This is a genomic window from Chitinophaga arvensicola (assembly GCF_900110835.1).
Taxonomy (GTDB): Bacteria; Bacteroidota; Bacteroidia; order Chitinophagales; family Chitinophagaceae; genus Chitinophaga; species Chitinophaga arvensicola.
In genome coordinates this window covers 2,794,441-2,820,552 of the sequence record NZ_FOJG01000001.1, presented here as the reverse complement: position 1 = coordinate 2,820,552, position 26,112 = coordinate 2,794,441, and the positions used below count along the sequence as shown (strand labels likewise).

The window sequence follows — 26,112 nt, the reverse complement described above, 5'->3', positions numbered from 1 at the left end:
TCATTAAAATTGAGCGCCAATACCAAACGTGAAACTGCTGGCATTCGGGTAACCATTGATATCGTCCCTTCCCAGTGATGTTACGGTTTCAGGGTTAGGCCCGGTATACTTTGAGAAGATACCCACGTTGTACGCCGTTACATAAGCACGCAGTACACGCAGTTTCAACCGCTTCATGAAATCAAAATCACGGAACTGGTAAGCCAGGGTGATCTGGTTAATTTTAAAGTAGGAACCATCTTCCTGGTAAAGGCTCTGATCCAGCCTGTTGGGCGCCACCGCCGCATCATGCTGAAAGGAACCTACAATAGCAGGATGAGTAGCATTAATACCCGCTTGTTTCCAGTAATTGATCTGGTTGATATCGTACAGGTTAATCGGACCCTGTGCAGTACCACCATCCAGCGATAATCTTTCCGGGAATTGCAGGCGATAGATCCTGGCTGCAATAGCATTGTTTAAGATGCTGCGTTTGGCAAGGTAAGTACAGTTAATATTCAGGGAGAAGTTCTGGTAACTCACCGTATTGTTCAAACCACCGGTTACCAATGGCTCAGGATTACCCATGATCACATAATCAGCATTGTCCAGCGCGTAATCTCCATTCAGATCTTTCCAGATAGGATCTCCTGCCTGGAAGTACTGGTTGCCCGGTCCTTTAAATGCTTTGTAGCGTACACCTCTGATAGGATCTACCGGTACCTGGTCGTTAGACTGGTAAATACCAACTGTTTCGTACATGTAATTGCTCTGCGGATTTCTGCCCACTTTCAAAGCAGTACTCTGCCAGGTATTTTCATCTACGTTGATAAACAGCTGTGAACCGCCAGGTAACTCGGTAAGTACACCCTGGTTATAGGCGCCGTTAACAGAGAAGGTCCATTGGAAACCTTTTGGATTCTTGTTTACAACTGGACGCACAGTGAGCGACAACTCATGACCATAGTTCACGATAGCGCCACCATTGACCTGCATTTTATCATAACCGGTGGCATTGGGTAATTTGATATCCCGCACCAGGTTATAGTTGTTTTTGTAATAGGTATCGTAAATCACCTCCAGGCGGCCTCTGAATAAACCGAGATCCACACCGAAGTTAAACTGCGAAGATTTTTCCGGTTCCATATTAGGATTCGCCAATACGGAGAAGTTCGGGTTGATAGATATCCCGTTGTTGTAGCTTTTTACTGTATTGTACGCACCCAGTGAGTTGAGGATGGTAGAAGTAGGACGGCTGTTTATACCATAGGTTACACGCACCGATCCATAATCCAGCCAGTCCAGCCGGCGCATCAGGTTCTCCTTATTAAAGTTCCAGCGCAATCCGATGGAAGGATTCTTCGTATAGGGGTTATTGATACCTGCAGAAGAGTTACCATCCAGACGGTAAGACAGATCCAGTACATACTTTGTCCGGTAGTTATAGGAGAAGAAACCGGCCCAGCTGGCAGCATGATACGCATAAGAAACCGGTGTACCGTTCACGTTTACTTCATCCTTGTTATTCCACGGGTTACCGGGATAGAAACGTGGTGAATAACCACGTGGTCCCCAGTAGTAGTCGTTTGGACCGTTACGTACATCGCGCACATGCTGGTCATCGGATTTAATATTGATTTCACTGAATACGCTCGCATAAATGTTATGGCTCTTTTCTATGTCCGTTGGTCTGCTGCTATAGCTGTAATTTACGCCATTCCTGGTGTTCAGCTCATCGTGGCGTCCAACAAAACCATACAGGCCTGTCACATTGTTATTGGAAAACGACTGGTTGAAACGATCTCTCGTATCCGTGTAATAATCATAAGAAGTAGTGGAGTTGATACGCAACCCGTTGATGATCTCATAATCTACATCCACGAAACCACGGATATTGAGGGTATTGTTATCATCGATGTTATTCTCATATCCACTAAGCTGCGGATTCCCCACAAAGGTAGAAGGCCCGGGCATCAGTGAAGAGGTAAACGAGTTACCGGCCCCATTATTGGTTAAGCCGCCTCCGTTACCGCGTTGCTTTTGTCCCAGTGCGCTGAACAACTGTGCGCCGATACGCAGCTTTTTACTGGGCTGCATATTGAGTTGCATATTCAGGCTGTATTTGTTAAAACCGGTGTTCTTCAATACGCCCTGGTTCTTCTGGTAGGCGAAGTTGGCCTTGTAGTTCATTTTCTGGCTACCACCACTTACCTGGATGTTATTATTGGAGTTTAAAGTGGTCTGGTAAAATAATCCCTGCCAGTCGGTAGAATTATTATAAAACGGGTTGAGACTATCTGTCAGGAATTGTGAATTCGGATCAGACAATTTCATTCTGGCTTCCCGGTCATCGAGCGAATTGGCCAGGATGGAGCTGATACGGTATCTGCGCTCTGCATTACCACCGATAGTGGGACGCAGGGAAGGTGGCAGGTTCACAAATACGCTGCTGGTGATATCGATGATAGGTGTTGGAGAATTACCGCGTTTGGTAGTGATTACGATTACACCATTGGCACCACGGGAACCATACAATGCGGTAGCCTGGGCATCTTTCATTACCACGATAGACTCCACATCTTCCGGCGGGATCAGGGCCAGCGGGCCGGTAGCGGCACCTGGCTGCAACATGGATTGCGAAATACCGCCATCAAAATCTACCGGCACGTTATCAATTACCAGCAATGGGTTATTACTGGTGAGATAAGCATTATCACCGCTACCACTTACATCCAGCTGGGAAACCCCTCTAACGGACATGGTACCACGAAAACCCGGGGCACCGGAGTTGTTCTGGATATTCAGACCGGCTACCTTTCCCTGCAACAGCTCCTGTATATTGGATACAGGTACATCCTGCAGCGCCTTTCCATCGATCACAGCAGCAGATCCTGATGCCGTTTCCTTGGTACGCTTCTGGTACCCGATGATCACCGTTTCTTTCAACGCTTTATTTTCCGGTACGAGGCCAATGTTCATAGCAGCACCAGCCACCGCTTTCACGGTTTCCAGGCGGTAACCGATATAACGGAACTGGATCATTTTTTCCGGTTCTACCGTAATGGTAAAGCGTCCGGTGGGATCCGTCACGCCGAGTCCTTTTTTATTTTTGATATCAATGATGGTAACGCCGGGGATGCCTTCCTTGGAAGCCGCATCCACTACCCTACCTTTGATCGTTACAGCCTGTTGGGCATATACTGCGTTGCCGGCCCCTGTCAGTAACAGGAGAAAAGCGACCAGTCTATATATGTACCGTTTACTCATGGCACGAAATTTTTAATGTTTCAGAATACAGTTGTCTGGTTAATCGTTGATGAACTTGGGATTCACCCTGAATTTGAAAATTATTTCCCAGCTTCCTGGTTCAAGGATAGAGAAGCCATAGCCCATATAAGCTCTCCGGCGCTGTCCGTAGGAAACGCGTTCATAGGTGAATGTCACCCGCGCACTTTCATTGATACCAACATCTGCCAGCACCGGGTATGGATTAGTGATATCCCAGGTCACGGTAGAACTGTCTGTGGCAAACTTCCGGTTAAAACCGAAGAACACATTCTGTCCGATGGTGTTGCTGACGTACTTGAGGCTATCCCATTGCGTGACATTGAATTTTGACATAGGAATCAGGACGGAATCCTTATCATATACTTTAAAGGTCACCGAATTCTTACCGGTTCCGGTTTTATGGAAATACACATTTACCTGGTCTGCATTGATAGTATTATTCTGCATGTCCTGCACGCCTTCCAGTGTAGGATGATTATAAATGAGATTATTCTTATCATCCTTCTTGTGCAAACCGGTAATATCATCGTAGTCATATGGCTCATACGGACGAGGTAAGCGCAGTTGCAGCTTTTGTTTCTGGAACAGTTTCTGGCCACCATTATTCTTTACCAGGATATCAAAGGTGTACACACCGGGCTTAATTTTCGAAGTATCGGTTGCCCAGAATACCAGGTCGCCTGAATTTTCGCGCATATCCAATACCGGTCTCTTTACCTGGAAACGCTTGGCGTCGATTTCAGCGATGGTTTTCTCCGTGCCGCTGTAGTAGGCTTTCCACTGCCAGGTATCCACCTGCGTCAGTAGTTCGGGCGCCGGCTGACTGTCCGGGCGATGGATATTCAGCAACTGGAAAGTAAGCGGCTGGGTAGAATTATCGGCGTTGAATTTTCCGTAGAAAACATTGGTGCGGCCAAAGTTGGCCGTATAAGTATCTCCGTCGAAATTAACGTTGTTACTGAAATGTTCTTTTTCTTTTGGTAGCAGCTCTTTGTAACAGCTTGTTGCCGTTACTGCCAGTGCGCCGGCTATGAAAAAAGTATATACTTGCCTCTTCATGGTTTACGGGTTTATTTTGGTGAAGGTGATCCGGTGCAGGTTGAGATTGGCCTTTTTAATCTGCACTTTCATCAGGTGCTTACCTTCCGGCAGATCTGCTGTACCAACAGCACTTTGCCAGTTCTGCCAGCCGCCGGTGCCCTGGATAGGAATATCGTCGCATACCCTTACATCATCTATGGTGAGGTAAATAAGTCCGCCGCCGTTACCCGCTATTCTCAGATCTACGTTATACTTGCCGGCCTCTTTAATTTCCACCGTGTATCTTACCCAATCTCCATCGCTGGTCCATCCGATGTTGTAGTTACCGCCCGGACTTGTCAGGGCATCTCCCTGCGAACAGTTTTCTGTTCCGGGATCATCGCTGCGATAAGCCTTTCCTCCGTTGGCATTATTATACTTATAGGCTACCAACCTGGGGCCTTCATCATAATCTGCGGCATTGAGTACACCAGGAATCGCAATCGGATAACCCAGGTAAGGCCCCTGTAATGGTTCCAGTGATCTTGGATATGCTTTTCCTACAAAGGAAGTAAACCCGAATACATGCCTGCTTTCCAGGATATGGATCCATCCGTTCTTTGATTTGATATCCACATTCTGCGTGAGTGCATTGGACCAGTCTTTTGAAAAACGGGAATCATTCATGTCGCTGTATTGCAACACTGCGGTACCGCCTCCTACTGCCCCGGAAGCATTGGTACTACCGGTTTTTCCGTTCATTTTATGTCCGTATAGGGAGGTGAGGTCACTCCCATCTGCATATCTCAGTGAATCTGCGGTAACGATACCTCTTACAATATAGCGGCGCAACAGGCTGTCCCATGTTTTATTGGGAATACTGTCCAGGGTCCAGTTAGGTGCATCACCCAGCCGCTCCCTCGCGAAGTTTACATTTCGTATAGCCGTGGTAATACTGTTATCCTGCGGCACAAAAAAAGTGACCTGCTGGCTTTTCAGGGTATCCGTAAGACCTACCCGGTCTATCAGCAACAGCAAGGTATCATACAAGCCGCCCTGTTGTTTAAGGAAATCGTAAGTGCTTACTTGTACTTCCGACAACGGCTTTGCATTCCGATAGTCCTGCATCCCCTTCTCGCAGGCAAAACACGCCGTGATCATCAGTAGTATTAAATATTTTTTCATGGCAGTGATTTATTATTTCCAGAAAGAATTTTGAGTCAGGTTGCTGTTGTTAGACAACGCATCCTGTGAGATAGGCCATAAGGCAACACCCTTGTCCACATCAGCCTGCGTAAGCCTTGTATATTGCGGGATCTTTTTGAAATGTACCAGGTCATACCAGTACCAGCCTTCGCCCATCAACTCTCTCCTGCGTTCCAGCAGAATGGCATCCAGCAGTTCCTGGCCATCCATCGCGGTGTTCACGCCTTTGAGGGAACGGGTGGTACGGATCTGGTTCAGGTCTTTCTGTGCTTCTTCCTTCATTCCCAGGCGGGCTTTGGCTTCTGCACGCAACAGGTACAGCTCCTCATAACGGAATACGATAATACAGGAGGCATACATTTTCAGCACCGGATCTTTTACAGAACTATTGAGCTGTTTCATCTTGAAAAAGATGGGATACGTTTCCTCCATCTTCGTAAAGAAGAAGTTAGGACGCTGCTCATGTGGTTCTCCATAAATCTTCAGTACGCTGTCTTTCGGAACATAGATTTCAGACTCACGGCGTGGGATATACGGATCGCGCAGGGTCCAGTCTTCCAGCTGACCCGTTGCAGAAATTTCCGCGTGGTCAAAGTTCATGTCTATCTGGAAAATGTTGGCGCCGATACGTCCACGGAAAGCTCCGTCCAGGCGGGTTAAGTCGTTGAGACTAACAAAACCGTAGCCTGTATTGGATTGGTTGCTGATCACGTTATTGGCCCATTCGAGTGATTTGTCATACTCTCCTTTCCAGTTATAGATATGTGCGAGCAACGTATAAGCCATTCCCTTGGTGATGGTGATGGAAATGTGATGTGATTCACCCTGACCACGGTATTCGCCTTGTTGTTCCGGCGACTTACCATCATATTTCCAGGGCAAGCCATCAATGGAGCTTTTTGCTTCATTGGCGGCAAAGTCCAGCACTTTCTCCCATTTTTCACGGGTAATTGTTTTAATGGTTCCATCAGCAGGAGTAGTAACCAGTGGCACATCTCCCCAGATCCTTACAATATAATAATAGAGAAAGGCACGGATGTAGATCGCCTGGGCACGGTCCAGTCTCATCTCATTCTGTGAATACCGGTAGTCGGTAGTGGTTACCTGTGGTAGTTTTTGTATAGTGAGATTACATTGGGCAATGGCCGTATAAAATCTGCGCCAGTCGCGCCATTGATCCATAGTGGAATAGCTGGCATTCAGGTTACTTTCTACTACTGCGCGGAGATCGCCCCGCTTGGTAGCCTGAAAATCGTTGCCCCTGAGATCTCCGTACACCCAATGCGCATTTTCATTGGCCATGGCCGCGCGCATCAAAGCATAGCAGGCCGATAATCCCGCACGCGCATCATTTTTGGTTTGCCACATGTTTTCTTCCGTCAGGGCACGATGTGATGGTACATCCAGCATTTTTTTACAGGACAGCATACCTGTGCCCAGTAATAGCATGACCCCAACAACCGCAATATTTCTCATGATCTTGTTTTTTAACATCAGAATTGAAAATTAAAGCCCACAGTAAATGTCCTTGGCGCTGCCCAGTTATAGTATCCTTCGTCATAACCGAAGTAGCTGACAGCTTCCGGATCTCCACCCTTGTATTTGGTCCAGGTAAGTAAGTTGTTACCAGTTGCATAAATGCGCAGGTATTCTATACCGGATCTTTTCATCCATTCCGAACGCATGTTATAGGCAAGTGTTAAAGCACGCAGTTTCACAAAAGAGCCATCTTCCAGGAAGAGGGTCTGGTTAGGCTGGTAGGCATATACAGCGCTCCATGGGTTATAGGAAGGTATTTTGCTGTAATCTCCTTCTACCTTCGACCACCAGCTGATTTCCTTGATGGACTTCGGATCATCGATCGCTTCGCGGTTAGCAAAATCAAAACGGTCTGCCAGGGCCTGGTTGATCAACTTGCGGCCAAAGGAATAGTTCAGTAAGATGTTCAGATCCCAGTTGCCGTAGTGGAACGTGTTGGTAAAACCACCGGTAACGGCAGGGGATAAACGACCTTTCATCACACGGTCTCTGTCATTGATATCAAAGTTGCCATCAAGATCTGCCCATTTGGGATCTCCTTTTTTAAGGGTCACACCCTGGTAAGACATTTTCTTACCTGTTTTGGGGTTTACCGGTACTTCAGCATCGGAGTTGTAGATGCCTTCATTGATAAGTAACCAGTAACGGTCTGTCGGTTTTCCGACCAAAAAGCGGCGATCGTTGATCACCAGGTCTGTTAAACCATCCGGCAGCGCCATTAATTTATTCTGATTGGTATAAAGATTGATACCGGTCGTCCACTGGAATTTCTTTCCTTTCACAACATCTGCATCAATCGCCAGTTCGTAACCATAGTTACGGATATCCATCCCATTTTTTACGATACCGGTATATCCTTCTTCTTCCAGTGTAGGCACTTTCAACACGAGGTTGCGGTCTGTTTTGGCATATACATCCAGTGAAGCACGTACACGGTCGTGAAACAGACCGATGTCGATGCCCCCGTTCAGTTGTTCTACTACCGGCCAGGAAGTACCCGGTACTACATAACCTGTGGTATAACCGGCGTTGATAGCAGGGAAGGCATTGTAGGTAGACATATTAGGCACCCCGTTCCATCCTGCGTCCACATTATAAACCGGGCCTCCGCTATACATTTCATCCATCATCAAACGGCCTACGCGTCCCCAGCTGGCACGAACATTCAGGTTGCTCAGCCAGGCAGATTCTTTCAGGAAATCTTCCTTATGTACTTTCCAGGAAGCAGATAAAGTAGGTGACACCAGCCAGCGGTTATTGGCATCGAGATAAGAGGTACCATCCCTTCTCACGTAGAGCGACACAAAATATTTCTGGTTATAGTTATACCCGATGTTGGTATAGAAAGATGCCAGCCTGGATTGGGTGAAATCCTTGGTATTAAACATCAGGCGGAAGTTACCAAAACGTCCTTCCTTGAAATCATCATTACCCGGTTGATAAATCTTTACGTAGTCACTGGAACCTTTGTAGGCGCGACCATAATCGTAACGCCATTTATCCCATTGTCCATATTGACCCAGCGTAATATCCAGGTGATGTTTGCCCGGGAATGTTTTTTCAAACTGCAGGGAATTATCCAGTACCAGTCGTCTGTTCAGGCCATCGTAGTTAGATACATAACTGTTGCCTTCACCCAGCGCAGTAGGTACAAAGAAGTCCCGGAAATTCTGACCATAATCGATTGCAAAGCGGGTATTCCAGGTAAAATGTGATAAGAAAGAATACTTCGCGTTGGCAATGATGCGGGCGGAGTTATTCTTATTCCTGTTAATCACATTGTCCAGGTCTGTATAATATTGTTGCAGGTATTCTTTGTTGGGAGATAAGGGAGCATCGTAGTTAAACAGGTAATCTTCATCCCCGGCGCGGTCGCGGATAAATTCATTCCGTTTGCGGCCCTGGTTGGCAACAGCGATATCGGTGGTGATCACCAGTCCTTTGAGTGGCTGGATATTGATACCGAAATTGATGTCGTAACGCTTGATGCCTGTTTTATCATATACACCCTGCTGGGATGACTGCCCCAGGCTGAACCGGAAACTGGCATAAGGTGTACCACCACTTACGGAAGCCTGTATTCCTTCTGTCAATCCGTTTCTGAAAAAAAGATCATCCCAGTTGGCAGGACCGAAGTAACGCGACTGGGAAGAATCTGCGAGATAACGGGGGAAGTTGCCCCATTGTTTTTCATCTGCATACTTCTGGTAAAAAGGCAGGCGGAAGTCACTTTCGTATCTGCCATTCACCGCATCTACCACCGGTTTGAGGGAGAGGCCGGCATAAGCATTCACCGACACTTTCATCTGACCTACACGGGGTGCTTTGGTAACGATATTAATTACACCGTTTGCCGCGTTGGGACCGTACTTGGCGCTGGCAGCGAAATCTTTCAGCACTTCGATACTTTCAATATCATTGATATCCAGAAAGCCTAACAGGTTGGTTTCTGTACCCATCCTGTTGAAATCGAAGCGTTGAATATCATAGGCAAATGCGTGTTCCATAATCAGTGGAACACCATCTACCACATAAGTTGGTTGTGCATAAAATAAATCGCGGTTGCTGAGCAGCAGTGAGGAAGTACCCCTGATAAACACGCTGTTGCGTTTGCCGGGTTCCGCAGAGGGTGTTCGTACATCCACTCCCGTTACCCTGCCTATCAGCATCTGATCAATACTGGTATAAGGTAGTTTCTTTACTTCAGAGATGTCTACTGCAGAAACAGCGCCGTTGACGCTGCGTCTCAGGAAGAGCTCATTGTTGGGAAAATATCCCATCGAATCGCGCCGGGTTGATTTCACTTTGGAAAAGGCCAGCGAGTCGGCATTTACACCGGTAGTATCTTTTTTATTTTTAAACAACACATTCTGTGCTTCTGCTGAATTGGTCACCAGGCACATTGCTGCAAAAAAATAAATACCCCTGTGAAGGAAAAAGTAAAAGTATTTCATACATGCAATATTTAGGAATGAGAATCCCATGGCGTAAAAGAAGCTTTACACCGCATTTCGTGTTTGTTTGACATTTATGGGCATAGTCCGCCCCCTTCCCTTCCGGGAAAATGTCAGGGAATAGTAGATTCAGCGTACGCCATGGCTGCTACAGCACCATATCAGACATGCAAATGCCGCTACCGCATGAGCAGGATACTACAATAATGTTGACTGCAAAAACATAACGTCAGGAGATCAGTTAGGGGCAGCGTGTTGCCCTATCAGGTTGCAATGAACGTTGAGTCATGAAAAGTTAGATTAATTAACGTGAAATTTTCAATCGATCCGAAATTCTGGTTTTCAATAATTGTTAGTACCAACGCACAGCGGGGAAACTACAGTAAACACAGGGTCATACTGTCCATTAATACTATCAATGCTCTTTAAATTCTGGTTGTTGTTTTAACGCTACTGTACCAAATGTAATTAGCTAAATGGATTTTTCATAGCTTTTTGCAAATTATTTTTTAAAATTTAATGCAGCGGCAAATTATACGGCTTTAATCTCCATGATTTTCTTCTCAAATTCCTCATTTACGACCACCGATTTATTCTTCACCCGGGTTTTATAAGTGTTAATGGTATTCACAGAATACTGCAGGATATGCGCAATTTTGTCGGTATCATGAATGCCCATACGGATAAGGGCAAATATCCGCAGATCCGTATTCATCAGCTCATGATCTTCCAGTACAATGCGGTCTTCTTCTCTGAAAAGGGAATTAAAAGTAGTAATGAAGTTGGGGAATAATTTCAGGAAAGCATGATCAAACTGTTTCAGCAGTTCTTCTTTTTCATTTTTCAGGTTAATGGCATTGGTCAGCTGCCGGATATCATCCAGCTTACGGTCACTGATCTTTTTATCGACCGACTTTTTAAACTTCTCTATCTTCTCATAAAAAGCAGCATTGATGTTGAAGAAGTAACCGATATATTGTTCCTTGATCTTGTTGGCATCCGATAACTTATCATTTGTTTCCGCCAGCTGCCGGTTGATGGCCTGCTCTTTTTCATGTGCGGCAGAAATGACCCGCTGCGCTGATTTAAGACGTTTTACCTGTTTATAAATAATCACCCCCAGCCCAATCACAAGCAACAACAGCAGGGTAACGGTAACGGCATAACGAAGTAATATTGATTTCTGACTTTCTACAATACTGATCTTCTCGGCTTCTATGAGTGGCAGAATGGCACTCACCTGTACCTTGCGCTGCCGGGCGCCATAAAAAGTAGATTCCGCAATGGCCTGCTCAATGCACACCGATGCATTCTTCACATCATTCTTCTTATATAATAAATTGGCCAGGATGAAGGTGGCGGAAGTTTCCTTTGTAGAGGTTTTTATATCCGCAATAGCTGCCATTACCAGCAGTTCAATCGCCTTATCTATATCGTTTCCGTTGGTATAGAAAACGCTCCAGGTAGAAGCAGCAACTGCAAGTTCATGCAGGGTAAGGTTCTTCCGTTCCAGCAGCGATTGGAAGTAAGGCTGCGCTACCTCATTATGACCCGCTTTCAGTGCTTTCAGCCCGGAAAAATACATATAGTCATAACTGTCCTTTGCCCAGAAAGTCAGGGCGGAATCTATATAATGCCCGGCGATTACCGCATAGCGCGGCGTATACACCGTATCTTTATTATAGTCGCCCAGGTCGTAATAGAACCTCGCCATCAGGGCATAGTAATTCGCTTTATTACTGTCTGCCAGCTGTGCAGCGTCCATGCCCGCCAGCGCATCTGCGGTTTCTTTATACATGCCGGACGACAGCAATGTAAAAGATAACTTAAGACGGGTATCCATCAGCAGGGCTTTATCCTGCAGTGTCACCGCCAGTTCATTCATTTTACGGGCATAGCTGTAGGCAGAGTCAAACTTATATACTTTATAGGCCTCGAATAAAGCGGCGTAAAGATGGTAGCGTTTGCGGAGATCATTGTCTGGCGGGGAGAGTTGTACCAGCAACTGCAGACTATCTATTTCGTGTTGCTTGGCTTTATCATAGATGGCTGCTTCGCTGATAACCCGGTTCAGCGCAGGCAGCGATGCTCCGGCAGATTGGGTATATCCTTTTATAAAAAAAAGGCAAATCACATGTAGCAGCACAATTCTTTTCATTACAGCAATAGGGATTTTCGAATGTTGGAATTCAGGTGTCTTGTTTTCTGCGGTCAGTTCTAAACGCACTTTATGGTGAATTTACACTGTATTATAGAAACAAAATCCCGAAATTCCAAACCCGAAAATCCCCTCATCATTACCGGCGGTAAGGTTTCACTTTTTTCAGCTGTTCCGGTGTAGCAGGAACAATGCTCAGCGCGGCGCCTCCACCGCTGGCTAATCTGAGTTGTAACGTGGTTTTGTAATCAGCAATAAAAGTACGGATCGTGTATGCTTCCGGGTTCCCATACCAGTCAGCGTTAGCTGCATCACCATATAAGGTGACCAGGTAACGTTTTCCCGCATCCAGGAAAGACAGGCTCGTTTCCAGGGTCCGGCTGTTTTCATCGGTAATAGCCCCCAGGTACCAGCTATCACTACCTTTTTCCTTACGGGCGATGCTGATATAGTCACCGGGTTCTGCTGCCAGGATCCTGGTATCGTCCCAGTCTACCGGCACATCCCTGATAAATTGAAAAGCATCCGGGTAGCGGGCATAATTCTCCGGAAAGTCTGCCGCCATCTGCAACGGCGAATACAATGTTACATATAAGGCCAGTTGCTTTGCCAGGGTGGTATGTACCCTTTTGCTGGTATCGGCGGCATTGTAGCCTGATAACTTGAAGATGCCGGGGGTATAATCCATCGGGCCGCCTATAAGACGGGTAAATGGCAGGATGGTTTCATGCTCAGGCTTATTACCATTCGCAAAAGCATTATACTCGTTGCCCCTGCCGGCTTCGCTGGCCATCCAGTTGGGCCAGGTGCGGTGCAAACCGGTGGGCCGCATCGGTTCATGTGTATCCATCATCACCTGGTACTCGGCCGCTTTGGTCGTTACACGCTGATAATGATTCACCATCCATTGCCCATCGTGATGCTCTCCACGGGGAATAATTTTTCCTACATACCCGGTTTTTACTGCCGGGTAACCAAACTGCTTCATAAAGCGGTAAGCGGTGTCCAGCTGCCGTTCGTAATCGGTAGCTGCGCCGGATGTTTCGTTGTGCATAATGAGTTGCACGCCTTTCCCTGCGGCATAGGCCTGTAATCCTTTTACATCGAAATCAGGATAGGGCGTTACATAGTCAAACACATTTTCTTTCCAGTTACCAAACCAGTCTTCCCAGCCCGTGTTCCATCCTTCCACCAGCACACCCGGAATGTGATTGGCGGCGGCAAAGTCGATATACCGCTTCACGTTATCGGTAGTGGCGCCATGTTTACCACTGGGGGTATGATGCCGGGCATCTTCGGCATAGCTCCAGGTACTTTTGCCCGTTTGCATTTCCCACCATACGCCTACATACTTCATGGGCTTGATCCAATCGGTTTGTGCAATGGCAGAAGGCTCGTTCAGGTTGAGAATCGTTTTGCTGCTGAGGATATCTGCGGCTTTATCGGATACCAGGATGGTCCTCCAGGGGGTGGTGCAGGGCGTATGTAAATAAGCCAGGTTACCTACGGGATCCGGCACCAGACTGGAGGTAAGCGTATAGTTCTCTCTATTCACATGTAATTGCATGGCAGAATAGTTCACCAGCGCGGCTTCGTGGATATTGATGTAAAGCCCGTCGCCGGTTTTCAGCATCAATGGCGTTTGCACTGCCTGTTCATCCGGGGCTACCCTCACTGCGATGGCGGTAGACGAAGCCACTATATCCCGGTTGTTGATGGCACTCAGCTTTGAAGTCGTGTACTCATATTCGTTAGTATCGTAATCTCCGGGAATCCAGAAGGCAGTATGATCGCCCGTGAGCCGGAACGCAGTACGTTCCTCTTTTACCACGAAGTAGTTGAGCAAAGGCTGCTCCGGAAATTCATACCGGAAGCCTACCCCATCTGCAAATACCCGGAACACGATATTCAGCAGGCGCTGACCCTGTTGCAGGTGTACGGTCAGCTCCTGGTATTGGTTACGGATACTGTTTACTTCTCCCCACACCGGCTTCCAGCGCTCATCTACGGCCTTTGTTTCATGACCGGTCACTGTAAAGCCCCGGTAAAAGGTGCTGTCTTCCTGTAACACAAACCCCAGTTCAGATGGTTTTACGATAGCCTGTGTACCCAGGTATACTGCATATTGTGGTGTACCATTGTTGTCCAGCGCAAAGGTCAGTTTTACCCTGTCCTGCTGCGCTGTTAATTCCTGCGCATATCCATGCTGTGCGGCAAACAGCAGCAGGAGCCCAAGGCAGATCTTTCTGATTGTCATAAATAGCTATTAAATGAATAGATGTCGGGAGAATGATGGTGGATATTGAATATAGGTATAGCGGATAAATACCGGTAGCGTTCTTTTTTCATAACAGTGGCATTGAATGATAACGGGAAGTGAATGATTCACAACTCAAAAAAATAGCTATCCGTTCTGGGATGCAAACAATATTCCCGGAATATAAAAAATAAGCAGGCTAATACGGGAATTCTATAATCAAGTAATTGATTATCAATTCACCCATTTACATTATAAATATTTATATATAACGAAGATTCAGATAATTTCCTGGTAAATTAATAGGCTCTGTCGGTGGTATAACGTACTAATTCTTCCAGTGCGGAGCGGGTGGGTGAAGGAGGGAATGTGAAAAGTAGCTGAAAGGCTTCATCGCGGAAAGCCATCATTTTTTGAGTGGCGTATTCGAGACCGCCGGAGTTATTCACCGCATCGACTACAAAGTTGACTTTGTCTTTATCGGTATGCTGGTGCCTGACGATATGGAGTATTTTTTTCCGTAGCACCGGGTCGGCATGTTGTACGGTATATATCAGGGGCAGGGTCACTTTCTTTTCCTTGATGTCGTTGCCGGTGGGTTTACCCACATCGGTTTTACCATAATCAAACAGGTCGTCTTTTAACTGAAAGGCCATGCCTACTTTCTGGCCAAAGTCGTGCAACAGCTGGATGGTTTCAGGGTTATCTCCTACCGACGAGGCCCCGGCGGCACAGGCGGCAGCAAGGAAAGACGCCGTTTTAGCGTTGATCAGGTCGTAATAATCCTTTTCTTCAAAGCTCAGTTTATTGGCCCTGGTCATTTGCAGCAACTCCCCTTCCACCATTTGCTGGATGGCGGCGGCATAAATTTTCAGCAAACCCGGATCATTATTATCCAGTGCCAGTAATACCCCTTTTGTGAAAAGCTGATCGCCCACCATCACGGATACACGATTTTTCCAGAGGGCATTGACAGAGAAGGCGCTACGTCGCTTCATGGCGTCGTCTACCATATCATCGTGTACAAGGGAAGCGGTATGAAGCATTTCCACCAGGAGGGCGGCGCGGTAACTGGCATCGTTGATTTCTCCACAGAGACGGGCGCAGAGCAGCACAAACATGGGGCGCATCTGCTTCCCCTTATGGGCAGCAATGTCTTCCATGATCCTGTTGAGTAACAGGACGTCACTTTGCATGGCATTATGAAATATTTCTTCAAACCGTTGTAGTTCGCTACTGATCGTTTCCCTGGCTAATTGCATATTATCATCACTAAGAACGGGGCCGAAATTACGATTTCTGGTGGAAAGTCTATCTTATAGTAGTGCTAAATGTGCTGTAAACACCCTGCCTGTTCTTCTTCACAATCGTATAATCGCCTTTGTAAAGCAATAAGGGAGGCGCCTGCTGCCGGTCTTTCACACATATTACATCTACTGCGATAGCGCGCTCCTGCTGCGCCTTCAACTCAGCAGTGTAATAAGCTGTAAATACACATGGCGATGATTCCAGTTCCGAAGCAGGTATCGGGTAAACGATGCGGGGTTCCACATCCTTAAATAAGTAACCCGGACGGTACAGGGAATCTTTGGGCGTAGTATTGAACATCATGGCATCCACACTATAATGTGCATAACAGTACAAACCATTCTTCCGGTTTTTTAATACAAAAGGACCACCGGGATCAACCACTGCTTTCGTCTGGCTGTCGATGACCTTATCCCTGTAAAAAAAACTCTGGTCTATACACAAAATAGCTTCGTTACCGAGTAAAGCCATTAAATGCGAAGCCATCATGGTACCGTCTTTGTAAAGATGCCCATGCCCTACATGAATAATAAATTTACTCCGGGGATTGGCCTGCATCACCTTGTAAATATTGGCAGCCTGCCCTTTTTCCCTGGACAAGGTGAAATAAAACTCCCGCTCTCCGTCCGGCTTTACCATCACGGTCATAGAATCCGGCGGATCATAAGAGAGATATTTAATAGATCCGTACTGATCCAGTTTGATACTATCATCCCAACCAGGCTTAGACTCATACTCGTACGATTTCACCTGGTAGCCTGTTTTAAAGGCATACCTGATCAGTTGTCCGTAATTGGGTTCATTCAGATAAGCTCCATCAGTGCTTACAGGGTAATGGTGTTTATCCAGCTGATTACCGGGCCAGATCCCTTCGGCCATAAAAACCTGGTAACCCTTTTTGTATAAGGCGGGAAGCAGTGATTTGGTAAACAACCGGTGTTCTGGGCTGCTATGAGATTCATTGATCAGGATCACCCGGTATTTATCTGCTTTCCGGAGAATATACTGACGGGCATCTTCCACCTCGTAAGCTGCAGAGTTAATCATTTCCCTTTTCCGCAAACCATATATGGAATCCTGGTAAATACCACATTCCTCCGGATACCCGGAGATACAAAGGGTCTCCATCCTTTTATCCAGGTACCCATAGACATTGCCACTGCGGGCAATCAGGCTGTCGGCAAAATCGTAACGGGGATTACCAATGGGGGGCGTACTGTGAAAAGGATACAGGAATAACAGCAACGCACATACGATGATTTTCATAGCTGACTGTTCTTATGGATTTCATCACAAACGATGAGGAACATGTTTTTATTTTAAACATACTTTAATGAAACAGAAAAAGCTATTTTACAATTGCGAATCACATTTAACAATACGTATATCTATCAAGGATAAATAATTAATAAAATTAAATAATAAGTATTATTAAATACCTTTTTATATTAAAATTAGTATTTAATAATACTTTTTATATTAACTTAGGAGGGAGAATTATGGATTACGATCTCATAAAAAGCATTATTGATCATGCAGCCGAATATGAGCAAACGGCAGTATCCGGCAATAATCGGGACATAGCTTCCTTTGCGGAGTGGCTGTATAAAAAAACACAGCAGTTACCTGGAAAGCCAGTCGGTACTGGCGCTGAACCACAGGTTAGCCTGGATACAGCCATCGGAAGAAAAGTGATCAGGCTGAACCGGTATGTGAAACTATATTCCAAAAATGCGCTGCAGGGAACACCGCTGGGCAGTTCCGAAGAATTCAGCTACCTGGCAACATTGCTCTCAGGTAAGCAAATAAAAAAGTCTGATCTCATACAAATGAATATCCATGAAAAACCAACAGGCATGGAAATCATCAAGAGATTGATCAAATCGGAACTGGTAATGCAAACCAATCACCCTTCTGATCAGCGGAGCCAGTTGCTGGCCATTACAGATAAAGGAAAAGCCGTTTTGTACCAGGTGTTCCGGAAGATGGAAAACGTGAGTAAACTGGTAGGCGGCCAACTTACAGCAGACGAAAAAGAAACGTTGCATGAATTATTAAAAAAACTGGATGCCTTTCACCTGGATATATTTTTAAACCAGAAACAGGACGTTTATAAAAGTTTAAGAGGAGAATAACAGCTACCATAGCAACTCTTTCTTTGCTTCAGCAAACGCCTGTATCATATTCATTTTACATGCTTTCAAAGAAAGTAGTTGTTATCGGAAGCGGCTTTGCCGGCCTCTCGGCTTCCTGTGTGCTTGCCAAAGCAGGTTTCGATGTTACTGTTATAGAACAACATCCTACACCTGGTGGCAGGGCAAGGCAGCTCAAAGCAGCGGGGTTTACGTTCGACATGGGGCCCAGCTGGTACTGGATGCCCGATGTCATAGAACGGTTCTTCTCCCTGTTTGATAAAACACCCGCAGATTACTATACCCTGCAACGCCTTTCACCTTCCTATAGCATCTATTGGCCGGAAGGGGCTACCGATATTCCTGACGATTATCACGCCCTGTGTAATCTCTTTGAACAGCTGGAACCTGGCAGTAGCAAGGCCTTGAATCATTACCTGCTGCATGCTGCCGATAAGTACGCCATTGGAATGCAGATGGCGCATAAACCAGGTGCTTCTGTCTTCGAATTTGCAGACCGCACCCTCCTTCCCGCCGTGCTAAAAATGGATCTCTTCTCTTCTATGAAGAAACATGTGGGAAAATTCTTTAAACACCCGCAGTTACGGCAGTTAATGGAATTCCCGGTATTATTTCTTGGAGAAATAGCAGAAAACATCCCTGCCATGTACAGCTTCATGAACTATGCAGATATCAAGCTCGGTACCTGGTATCCGCAAGGCGGAATGTATAGTCTTGTAAATGCCATGCATCAGCTGGCCATAGAACTGGGCGTTACCTTTCACTTCAACACACGTGCAGAAAAGATACAGGTAACCGGCAAAAACGCCACACACGTGCATGCCGGCGGACAAACCTTCACCGCAGATGCGATCGTGGGCGCAGCAGATTACCATTTTATTGAAACCAGCCTGCTGGCACCAGCCTACCGCTCCTATTCAAGGAAGTATTGGGACAGCCGGCGGATGGCACCTTCCTGCCTGCTTTACTATATAGGGCTGAACAAAAAACTGACTTCCCTGCAGCATCATTCCCTTTTCTTTGATGTACCCTTTGATAAACATGCCAGAAGTCTTTATCAGGAACCAGGCTGGCCGGAACAGCCACTGTTCTACGTATGCTGCCCTTCCCGCACAGACAACACCGTGGCACCGGAAGGCATGGAAAATCTATTCCTGCTCATCCCCGTGGCAACAGGGCTGGAAGGAGATGATGAACAACTTCGCGAGCGGTACTTTCAGCAAATTATTGCCCGACTGGAACACCACCTGGGAGAACCCATCGCAGATGCGGTTATTTACAAAAAAAGCTATGCCGGCAGCGACTTTATCCACGATTACAATGCCTTTAAAGGGAATGCCTACGGCCTCGCCAATACGCTGAACCAGACGGCCATCATGAAGCCTTCCATGCGTAGCGCCCGGGTAGATAATCTCTACTATGCCGGGCAACTAACCGTACCAGGACCAGGCGTTCCTCCAGGTATTATTTCCGGTGAAATTGCCGCCAATGAAATCATTAAAAAATTTGCGCGATGAATACAATAGCCACCTACAACCAGGCCTGCCTGCGCTGCAGCGAAATCATCACCCGCCAGTACAGCACCTCCTTTTCCTGGGCCATCCACCTGCTGCATAAAGATCTCCGGGCACCCATACATGCTATCTATGGCTTTGTAAGACTCGCAGATGAAATCGTGGATACCTTCCATGAACACAATAAACAGGCCCTGCTTGAACAATTCTGCGCCGACACAGATCAGGCACTAGCCACCGGCATCAGCATGAACCCCATCCTGCAAAGCTTCGGTGATACCGTACATAAATACCGCATCAGCCAGCACCTCATAGATGCCTTTCTGCAAAGCATGCGGATGGATCTCGATAAAAGCAGCTATGCCGATCACCAGGAACTGGATGAATATATTTATGGTTCCGCAGAAGTAGTAGGACTGATGTGTCTTCATGTTTTTTGTGAAGGCAACGAAACCCAGTTCCTCCAATTACAACCCGCAGCCCGGAAACTCGGAGCTGCCTTCCAGAAAATAAACTTCCTGCGGGATCTGAATGACGACAGCATCGAACTGAAAAGAAATTATTTCCCGGAAATTGTATGCAATACATTTAACCAGGAAGTAAAGCAACAGATAGAAGCCAATATCATGGCCGATTTTGAAGGCGCCTATGAAGGCATCCTCCATTTACCACCCAAAGCACGGCTAGGCGTATACGTAGCATACCGCTACTATTATTCCCTGCTGAAAAAAATAAAACGTAAACTCCCCTCCTGTATCATGCAGGAAAGAGTCAGAATTCCTGATCATTCAAAACTGGCCATCCTGCTCGTAGCAGGCATACGCTCACGTTTTAATTTATTATGATGATATATCTTTTATACGCACTCCTGATCATAGCCACCTTCTGTTTCATGGAGGGAGTAGCCTGGTTTACCCATAAATACCTGATGCACGGCCCGCTGTGGTACCTCCACCAGGATCATCACCGGCCGGAACCCGGCTGGTTTGAGAAAAATGACGCCTTCTTTGTCATCTTTGCGGCACCAAGTATCGCACTGTTCTTCTTTGGATGGAGGGATCAGCTCAACTGGATGTTCTTCATGGGACTGGGCATTTTCCTGTATGGAATGGCCTATTTCCTTGTACATGATATTATCATCCACCAACGCTTTAAATGGCTGCGCCATTCTGATAATACTTACATCAAAGCGATCCGCCGCGCCCACAAAATGCATCATAAGCATCTCAGCAAACACGATGGAGAATCGTTCGGTATGCTGTATGTAGCCAGGAAATACCGCGATGCGGTGAGAAAAGAAAAAAAATCGGCTCATGCAAACTGACTACGACTATATCATTGCAGGCGCAGGTCTGGCCGGTAGAAGCCTGGCCCTGCACCTGGTGAAAGAAAATGCCCTGCAAGGACGCAAAATACTCATCGCAGACCAGTCCTTTGAAGAAAGAAATGATAAAACATGGTGCTTCTGGGAACAGGAAAACAGTATCGCAAAAGAAGTCATTTTCCGGGAATGGAAGCAGGTATACTTCCACACCGGGCAGCAACAACTGTTACTACCGCTCGCGCCTTACCGGTATAAAATGATCCGTTCCGCCGATTACTACCGGTACACCAATAACATCATCGCCAACACCCCGGAAATCACCACCCTTAAAACCAATATACGGGAAGTCAGTATGCAGGGCTCACAAGCGGTGCTCGACACCGGCAGCCAAAAAATATCCGGGCGGTATATCTTCAGCAGTATTCCGGTTACCTTACCTCCGCAGCCTCACCGGTATAACTACCTGCTGCAGCATTTCAAGGGATGGATTATTAAAACCAACACCGCCTGCTTTCAACCTGAAACAGCTACCCTGATGGATTTCCGGACTTCCCAGCAAAACGGTACCAGCTTCCTGTATGTGCTCCCCATTGATGAACATACCGCGCTCATTGAATATACCATCTTCTCAAAAAACACCATCCCTAAAGAAGCCTATGAAAGCGCCATTCAACAGTACATCGATGAACACATCACCCGGGAATCTTACCTGATCCTGCACGAAGAAAATGGCATCATTCCTATGACAGATCATCCACCGGAAACAACCCATGAACAAATTATTTATACCGGTGCAGCAGGTGGAATGATAAAAGGTTCTTCAGGATATGCTTTTCACTTTATACAGGAACATAGCCGCCAGATCGCGCAACAACTGGCCGCTCACGGAAAAATCAGCCGGCAACCACTTCCCTGGCGGTTCCGCATGTATGATAGTATACTACTGGAGATATTACAGCAGGAGCTGCTTCCCGGCAAAGAAATTTTCAGCCGTTTGTTCGAAAAAAATAAGCCGCAAACAATATTGAAGTTTCTGGATAATCAAACCAATTTAGGGGAAGAATTACGCCTGTTCCTCACCCTTCAGAAGAGAACATTCCTGACTGCCGCTATAGCATGGATAAATAAAAGCCGGTCTTACCGCTCCAGGAAATAATCTATTCCTATCCTGCCGCCGCCGTAAACAAACAGGGTAAACAACATCACCATATAATACAAAGGGATCTCAAATCCATTGTCGCCCGCAGCAAATCCATTGCTCCAGTGCACCGTGGCAATGGCCACCACCATACTGAACAGCAAAGGCAATGTAATATAGCGTACCCATAACCCCAGCGTCAGCAACACCACACCGGCTGCTTCTGTGATGCCCACCAGGTAAGCGCTGACATAAGGTAATGGAATATGCAGCTGCACAAACCAATCCCCTATGCCATGAATATCACTCCACTTCATTTTTGCCGGCAGATAAAAACCATAAGCCAGCACCAGCCGCATCAATAGCAGCGGCAGATCTTTCAGCGCTGATAAACGACGCGCCATTACCCGGTAAATGCTCATATGTTATGATTGAAAGCCCAGCACGAAATGCTGTTGCTGCATGTGCTGTAAAAAAGCAAGCGTGTCTTTTTCCAGTGTATCCGTATCCGTTATATTCAGCTGAGGCGCATAATCCAGTATATCCCTTACCGTTATACCCATCACTAGTTGCTCCGTTAAAAATGCCAGCCAGGGCGACAAATCCATAAACTCCACATTGCCTGTTTCCGGATCACGGAATAACAATACAAAGTATACCCCCTTTTGCCGCAATAGTTCTTTCGGTTTGGCCACCAGGTGCACCGGATAGGTAAATGATAACAGCTGATGCTCAGGATTCAGCACCAGCGGTGTATCCAGCCAGTTGCCGGCCGCAGTAAACGGCTGCGCCGGAATATCTTCCATATTGTATACTTCCATTTCCGCCCACTCAAAAGCAAGGAGGTCATTCAGGAAAGGAAGCGCATAATTTTCTTCCCAGTTATTTTCTACGGCATACGTATAAAATTCCAGCGGAAGTTTCCACACCTGGTACGAGCGGCAGGCATGATGTGCAAAGAAATCTTTTACCATCTTGTTCCATTTCCCGGTAGGGATATGTTTAAACGCGATAGGAAAAGCATTTTCCATGGTATCGTTGATCATGTTGAATACCAGGCGGCGATAGTGTTTCAGCCGGTCCGGCGCCACACCGGGCAGACTTACTTTTTCCCCTGTTCTGCAATAGCCGGAAAAAGTTTGCTGTATATGATAAGTGTCAGGCAACAAGTTCATCTTTCAATTTCCATTGTTTATGACAAATAGTTTTCAGTCTCGTAAGTTCTCCCTGCAAAGCTTCCATCTCCGGAATATTAAAATCCCTTTCCAGCAAAACCGGTACGGGGCGCAGGTGTTGAATAGTCCATTCAAAAAGGTCATACACCGGGTCTATAATAGGTTCGCCATGTGTATCGATGATCAGATCAGGGGCTACCTGTTCATGACCTGCCATATGGATATACGCTACTTTATCCAGGGGCAGCTGTTGTATAAATGCTTTCGCATCGTACTGATGGTTGAACGCATTCACATAAATATTATTCACATCCAGCAGCAACTGGCAACCGGATTGTTTCACCACTTCATTGATAAAATCCACTTCACTCATTTCTGCCGCAACCGGGGTATAGTAAGATACAATTTCCATTACCAGCGGGCGTTGCAGAAAATCCTGCACCTGCTGTATCCTGCCGGCAATATGCTTTACCGCATCCATCCGGAATGGAATGGGCAACAGGTCGTACATGTGTGCGTTGTCACATTTGGAATAACTCAGGTGTTCTGAATAGATCTGTACATTATATTCCTGCAGGAATGTTTTTACATACTGCAGAAATTCTTTGTCCGGTTCTTCCGGGCTGCCGATAGAGAGTGACAGTCCATGGCACAGCACGGGGTATTTCTCCACCACGCGATGCAATACTTTCTTCCAGTAACCGCCGATGTTCATCCAGTTTTCAGGCGCAAACTCTATAAAGTCGGGCCGGATATGTTCACCGCTGATCATTTCTTCCGCAAATTCCCTGCGAAAACCAAGACCTACCATGATGGTTCATTTTAGGAGGTAAGATAAAAGTAAAGGCCGGCAGTTGCGTACCACACCGGCCTTTATTTATCGGAATAATTACTGGCCGGATTTAGTGGTATCGCTTTTAGCTTTACCTTTTTTACCGCCTTTTTTGTTACCACATTTGCCTTCTCCGCATTTACCCTGACCACATTTACCTTCTTTTGTTTTACCGGCAGCTGCGCTGTCTTTCTTTGCACCACAAGCCAGTTCAAGTGTATTGGCAGCAGTACCGCTGGTACCGGTTAACGCGTTTCTTACGGCTGCACCGGAACCGAGGTTAGTATAGCTTACTGGTTTTGCAGATACCTGCAGTGCAGCCATACCGAGGATAGCACCGGCAACGAGGGAACCGGAAAAAAGTACTTTTTTGCTGATAGGATTGTTGTTTTTCATTTTTGAAAATTTAAAACTGGTGTGAAAAAATATGTGTTTGAGTGATAGACGTGATGGTGTTAAAAACCTTACAGGTATTTCAATTATTTTTTTAATGCAGCTGCAATCTTTTCTTCCCATTGCAACTTTACACTTTCCTCCAGTGCCGGTCCTTCAGATGCCTGTAATGCACGCAGCTGTTGATCTATGATTCTGCTTTGCTTCACATACCGTCTGCAAAAAAAGCAGTACAGCAGGTGAAACTGTAACCCGATCCGCTGCAACAGGGGCAGCGGTTGTTGTAATTGTTTTTCAGCCAGCAGCGTCGCTTCTTTACAACAAGGCAGCAGTGTATGTAAGTGATGTCCCATTTCAGTTACTGAACCAGTTCTTTTCCAGGCAGGCTCTTAATTGTAATTTAGCCCGGTGAATAATAACCCAGTAATTGGACGGGGTAATCGCAAGATCCTTACAGATGTCCGCAGATTTTTTTTCTTCGAGAAATTTTTGTTGAAAAAGGGTTTTTCCTATGCCATTCAATTTATCCATACAGGCACGTAAGATCCGGGTAAATTCATGTTGTCTGATGCCATCCTGTATGTCGGTTGTCCATGCTTTGGGGGCCATTTCCTTACGCCAGTGACCTTTTTCATTAAAAAAGAGGGAAAGCGGATCACTGTCGCTGGTAATACTATCTAATGGGAATACTGTTTTTGCCGGTTTACGATAATAGTCGATGATCTTGTTTTTCAGGATAGCCATCAACCAGGTTTTCTCACTGCTATCGCCACGGAACTGAGCCATTGCCTGCAGGCCGCTGAGGAAAGTATCCTGTACCAGGTCCTGCGCCTGTGCGCTATCTGCTACTTTGCTACAGGCAAATTTAAATAAATCATCTGCATATAACTTCACCCATTCCTTCGGATTACAGGATGTCATAGATTTTTGTACTGTTGTATGTCTGTCTTCTACCTGCATATGGGCGTTTTGCATATATCGCTGTAGAAGCTTACGGAAATTTACCGGTTTTAGTTTTCTTACGGACCCAAAAAAATGTTAAAGGCAGATAACTGGCAGGGATATATTGGCAAATGGAGGGATGGCCGGTCATCAGTATTCAGCATTTTATCCTATTTTTGGGCCTGTACCCAATGAAATAACTCGGCCCATGAAAAATGAAATGTCGCCTGTAACCTCCGTTTACTTTGTAACATTATTGAAAGCATATTTGCGTGGTACGAAAACAGGACAGGAAGTAATTGAGGAGTTACGTAGCGTTGCCCCGCTACCGAACGAGGCCGGAGAAGAAACCTACATCGAAGTGAGCAGGCTGCTGATCCAGACAGCCAGCAAAATTAATGAGCACTACTACCAGGATATTGTGACTGCCATTTCACATGCCACTGATACCGCTCCTACCCGCGAAGGCATGATCCATCAGCTGGAAGCACTCCTCACCGGTTACATTACTACCGAACAACTGATCCGGTGGGCTACCTGGCACAATGAACCAGACACCGATAACGGCGCTGGCTTTTTCAATGATATAGCAGTAGATTATTTCTGTACACAATTATTACCTGCTTCCAGTGAAGAACTCACCCTGACGCATTACAAACAGGCGCTTAAAATATTCCGGGCAGAGAGCCATAACAGCCTGAAAGATAAGGTGGCGCTGGTGCTGCTATCGGAAAAAGAAAGACAACGCTTCCTCTTCTACCTGGGCGATTTCATACAGGGACATACCGCACCGGATCAACTGGATATATACCTGCTGCATAAATTCGGAATGGATCATCACTCCTTTCCTTATATGTCTACCCTCTCCTCCATTATGCATGAACCTGGTAAATTACCGGCCCTCCTGCAGATTGCTGCCATGGAAGCATAAC

21 protein-coding genes are annotated in these 26,112 nt (G+C 46.2%); 6 read left to right on the top strand and 15 right to left on the bottom strand.

What is annotated here, in order from left to right:
- Window positions 1–3 precede the first annotated feature (3 nt).
- The 9 genes from BMW79_RS11740 to BMW79_RS11700 all read right to left on the bottom strand — a co-directional run bounded on the left by BMW79_RS11740 (window position 4) and on the right by BMW79_RS11700 (window position 16,975).
- Window positions 4–3,246 (bottom strand): SusC/RagA family TonB-linked outer membrane protein, encoded by a 3,243-nt coding sequence (locus tag BMW79_RS11740; protein WP_089894899.1) that lies wholly within the window; start codon window positions 3,244–3,246, stop codon window positions 4–6.
- A gap of 39 nt (window positions 3,247–3,285) precedes the next feature.
- The gene (locus tag BMW79_RS11735; RefSeq protein WP_089894897.1) at window positions 3,286–4,326 is read right to left on the bottom strand and encodes a DUF5007 domain-containing protein; all 1,041 of its coding nucleotides are present in this window, start codon (window positions 4,324–4,326) and stop codon (window positions 3,286–3,288) included.
- A gap of 3 nt (window positions 4,327–4,329) precedes the next feature.
- Window positions 4,330–5,472, bottom strand: coding sequence for a carbohydrate-binding protein (locus tag BMW79_RS11730; protein ID WP_089894895.1), 1,143 nt, complete (start codon window positions 5,470–5,472; stop codon window positions 4,330–4,332).
- 12 nt (window positions 5,473–5,484) lie between these two features.
- The gene (locus BMW79_RS11725) at window positions 5,485–6,969 is read right to left on the bottom strand and encodes a RagB/SusD family nutrient uptake outer membrane protein (protein WP_177192125.1); all 1,485 of its coding nucleotides are present in this window, start codon (window positions 6,967–6,969) and stop codon (window positions 5,485–5,487) included.
- Window positions 6,970–6,986: 17 nt separating this feature from the next.
- Window positions 6,987–9,986, bottom strand: coding sequence for a SusC/RagA family TonB-linked outer membrane protein (locus BMW79_RS11720; protein ID WP_177192124.1), 3,000 nt, complete (start codon window positions 9,984–9,986; stop codon window positions 6,987–6,989).
- Window positions 9,987–10,518: 532 nt separating this feature from the next.
- Window positions 10,519–12,144 carry a DUF6377 domain-containing protein gene (locus tag BMW79_RS11715; protein ID WP_143059135.1) on the bottom strand — a complete coding sequence of 542 codons (1,626 nt, stop codon included), beginning with the start codon at window positions 12,142–12,144 and terminating at the stop codon, window positions 10,519–10,521.
- A gap of 139 nt (window positions 12,145–12,283) precedes the next feature.
- On the bottom strand, window positions 12,284–14,401 hold the full coding sequence (locus BMW79_RS11710; RefSeq protein ID WP_089894887.1) for a glycoside hydrolase family 97 protein: 2,118 nt from the start codon (window positions 14,399–14,401) through the stop codon (window positions 12,284–12,286).
- Window positions 14,402–14,700: 299 nt separating this feature from the next.
- Entirely contained in the window at window positions 14,701–15,663 is a 963-nt protein-coding gene (locus BMW79_RS11705; RefSeq protein ID WP_089894886.1) for a polyprenyl synthetase family protein, read from the bottom strand.
- 49 nt (window positions 15,664–15,712) lie between these two features.
- A complete protein-coding gene (locus BMW79_RS11700; RefSeq protein WP_089894884.1) occupies window positions 15,713–16,975 on the bottom strand; it encodes a hypothetical protein in 1,263 nt (420 codons plus the stop codon).
- A gap of 233 nt (window positions 16,976–17,208) precedes the next feature.
- Here BMW79_RS11700 and BMW79_RS11695 point away from each other — a divergent pair, with 233 nt between their 5' ends.
- From BMW79_RS11695 to BMW79_RS11675, 5 genes are read left to right on the top strand one after another with little or no spacing between them, the layout of a single operon-like run.
- Window positions 17,209–17,844: a MarR family winged helix-turn-helix transcriptional regulator gene (locus tag BMW79_RS11695; protein ID WP_089894882.1), complete on the top strand. Its 636-nt coding sequence runs from the start codon at window positions 17,209–17,211 to the stop codon at window positions 17,842–17,844.
- Between the two features lie 59 nt (window positions 17,845–17,903).
- Window positions 17,904–19,379: a phytoene desaturase family protein gene (locus BMW79_RS11690; protein ID WP_089894880.1), complete on the top strand. Its 1,476-nt coding sequence runs from the start codon at window positions 17,904–17,906 to the stop codon at window positions 19,377–19,379.
- Complete coding sequence (locus tag BMW79_RS11685) at window positions 19,376–20,221, top strand: phytoene/squalene synthase family protein (protein WP_089894877.1); 846 nt, start codon at window positions 19,376–19,378, stop codon at window positions 20,219–20,221. Before BMW79_RS11690 ends, BMW79_RS11685 begins: the two co-directional genes overlap by 4 nt.
- Window positions 20,221–20,700 (top strand): sterol desaturase family protein, encoded by a 480-nt coding sequence (locus BMW79_RS11680; RefSeq protein WP_089894876.1) that lies wholly within the window; start codon window positions 20,221–20,223, stop codon window positions 20,698–20,700. The genes BMW79_RS11685 and BMW79_RS11680 overlap by 1 nt, the downstream gene beginning before the upstream one ends.
- Entirely contained in the window at window positions 20,690–21,856 is a 1,167-nt protein-coding gene (locus tag BMW79_RS11675) for a lycopene cyclase family protein (protein ID WP_089894874.1), read from the top strand. The genes BMW79_RS11680 and BMW79_RS11675 overlap by 11 nt, the downstream gene beginning before the upstream one ends.
- On the opposite strand, the gene BMW79_RS11670 is transcribed toward BMW79_RS11675, so the two are convergent.
- From BMW79_RS11670 to BMW79_RS11645, 6 genes are all read right to left on the bottom strand, one after another.
- On the bottom strand, window positions 21,838–22,260 hold the full coding sequence (locus tag BMW79_RS11670; RefSeq protein ID WP_089894872.1) for an HvfX family Cu-binding RiPP maturation protein: 423 nt from the start codon (window positions 22,258–22,260) through the stop codon (window positions 21,838–21,840). The two genes, BMW79_RS11675 and BMW79_RS11670, sit on opposite strands and share 19 nt — an antisense overlap.
- A 3-nt stretch (window positions 22,261–22,263) precedes the next feature.
- On the bottom strand, window positions 22,264–23,013 hold the full coding sequence (locus BMW79_RS11665) for an HvfC/BufC N-terminal domain-containing protein (protein ID WP_089894870.1): 750 nt from the start codon (window positions 23,011–23,013) through the stop codon (window positions 22,264–22,266).
- Window positions 22,997–23,824 carry an HvfB family MNIO-type RiPP peptide maturase gene (locus BMW79_RS11660; RefSeq protein ID WP_089894868.1) on the bottom strand — a complete coding sequence of 276 codons (828 nt, stop codon included), beginning with the start codon at window positions 23,822–23,824 and terminating at the stop codon, window positions 22,997–22,999. Before BMW79_RS11660 ends, BMW79_RS11665 begins: the two co-directional genes overlap by 17 nt.
- Before the next feature lie 78 nt (window positions 23,825–23,902).
- A complete protein-coding gene (locus tag BMW79_RS11655) occupies window positions 23,903–24,241 on the bottom strand; it encodes a hypothetical protein (protein ID WP_089894866.1) in 339 nt (112 codons plus the stop codon).
- Window positions 24,242–24,324: 83 nt separating this feature from the next.
- On the bottom strand, window positions 24,325–24,591 hold the full coding sequence (locus BMW79_RS11650) for a hypothetical protein (protein ID WP_089894865.1): 267 nt from the start codon (window positions 24,589–24,591) through the stop codon (window positions 24,325–24,327).
- 1 nt (window position 24,592) lies between these two features.
- A complete protein-coding gene (locus BMW79_RS11645) occupies window positions 24,593–25,213 on the bottom strand; it encodes a sigma-70 family RNA polymerase sigma factor (protein WP_089894863.1) in 621 nt (206 codons plus the stop codon).
- A 175-nt stretch (window positions 25,214–25,388) separates the two neighbouring features.
- Between BMW79_RS11645 and BMW79_RS11640 the strand changes: the two genes are divergently transcribed.
- Window positions 25,389–26,111 (top strand): hypothetical protein, encoded by a 723-nt coding sequence (locus BMW79_RS11640; protein ID WP_089894861.1) that lies wholly within the window; start codon window positions 25,389–25,391, stop codon window positions 26,109–26,111.
- The last annotated feature ends 1 nt before the right edge of the window (window position 26,112 follow it).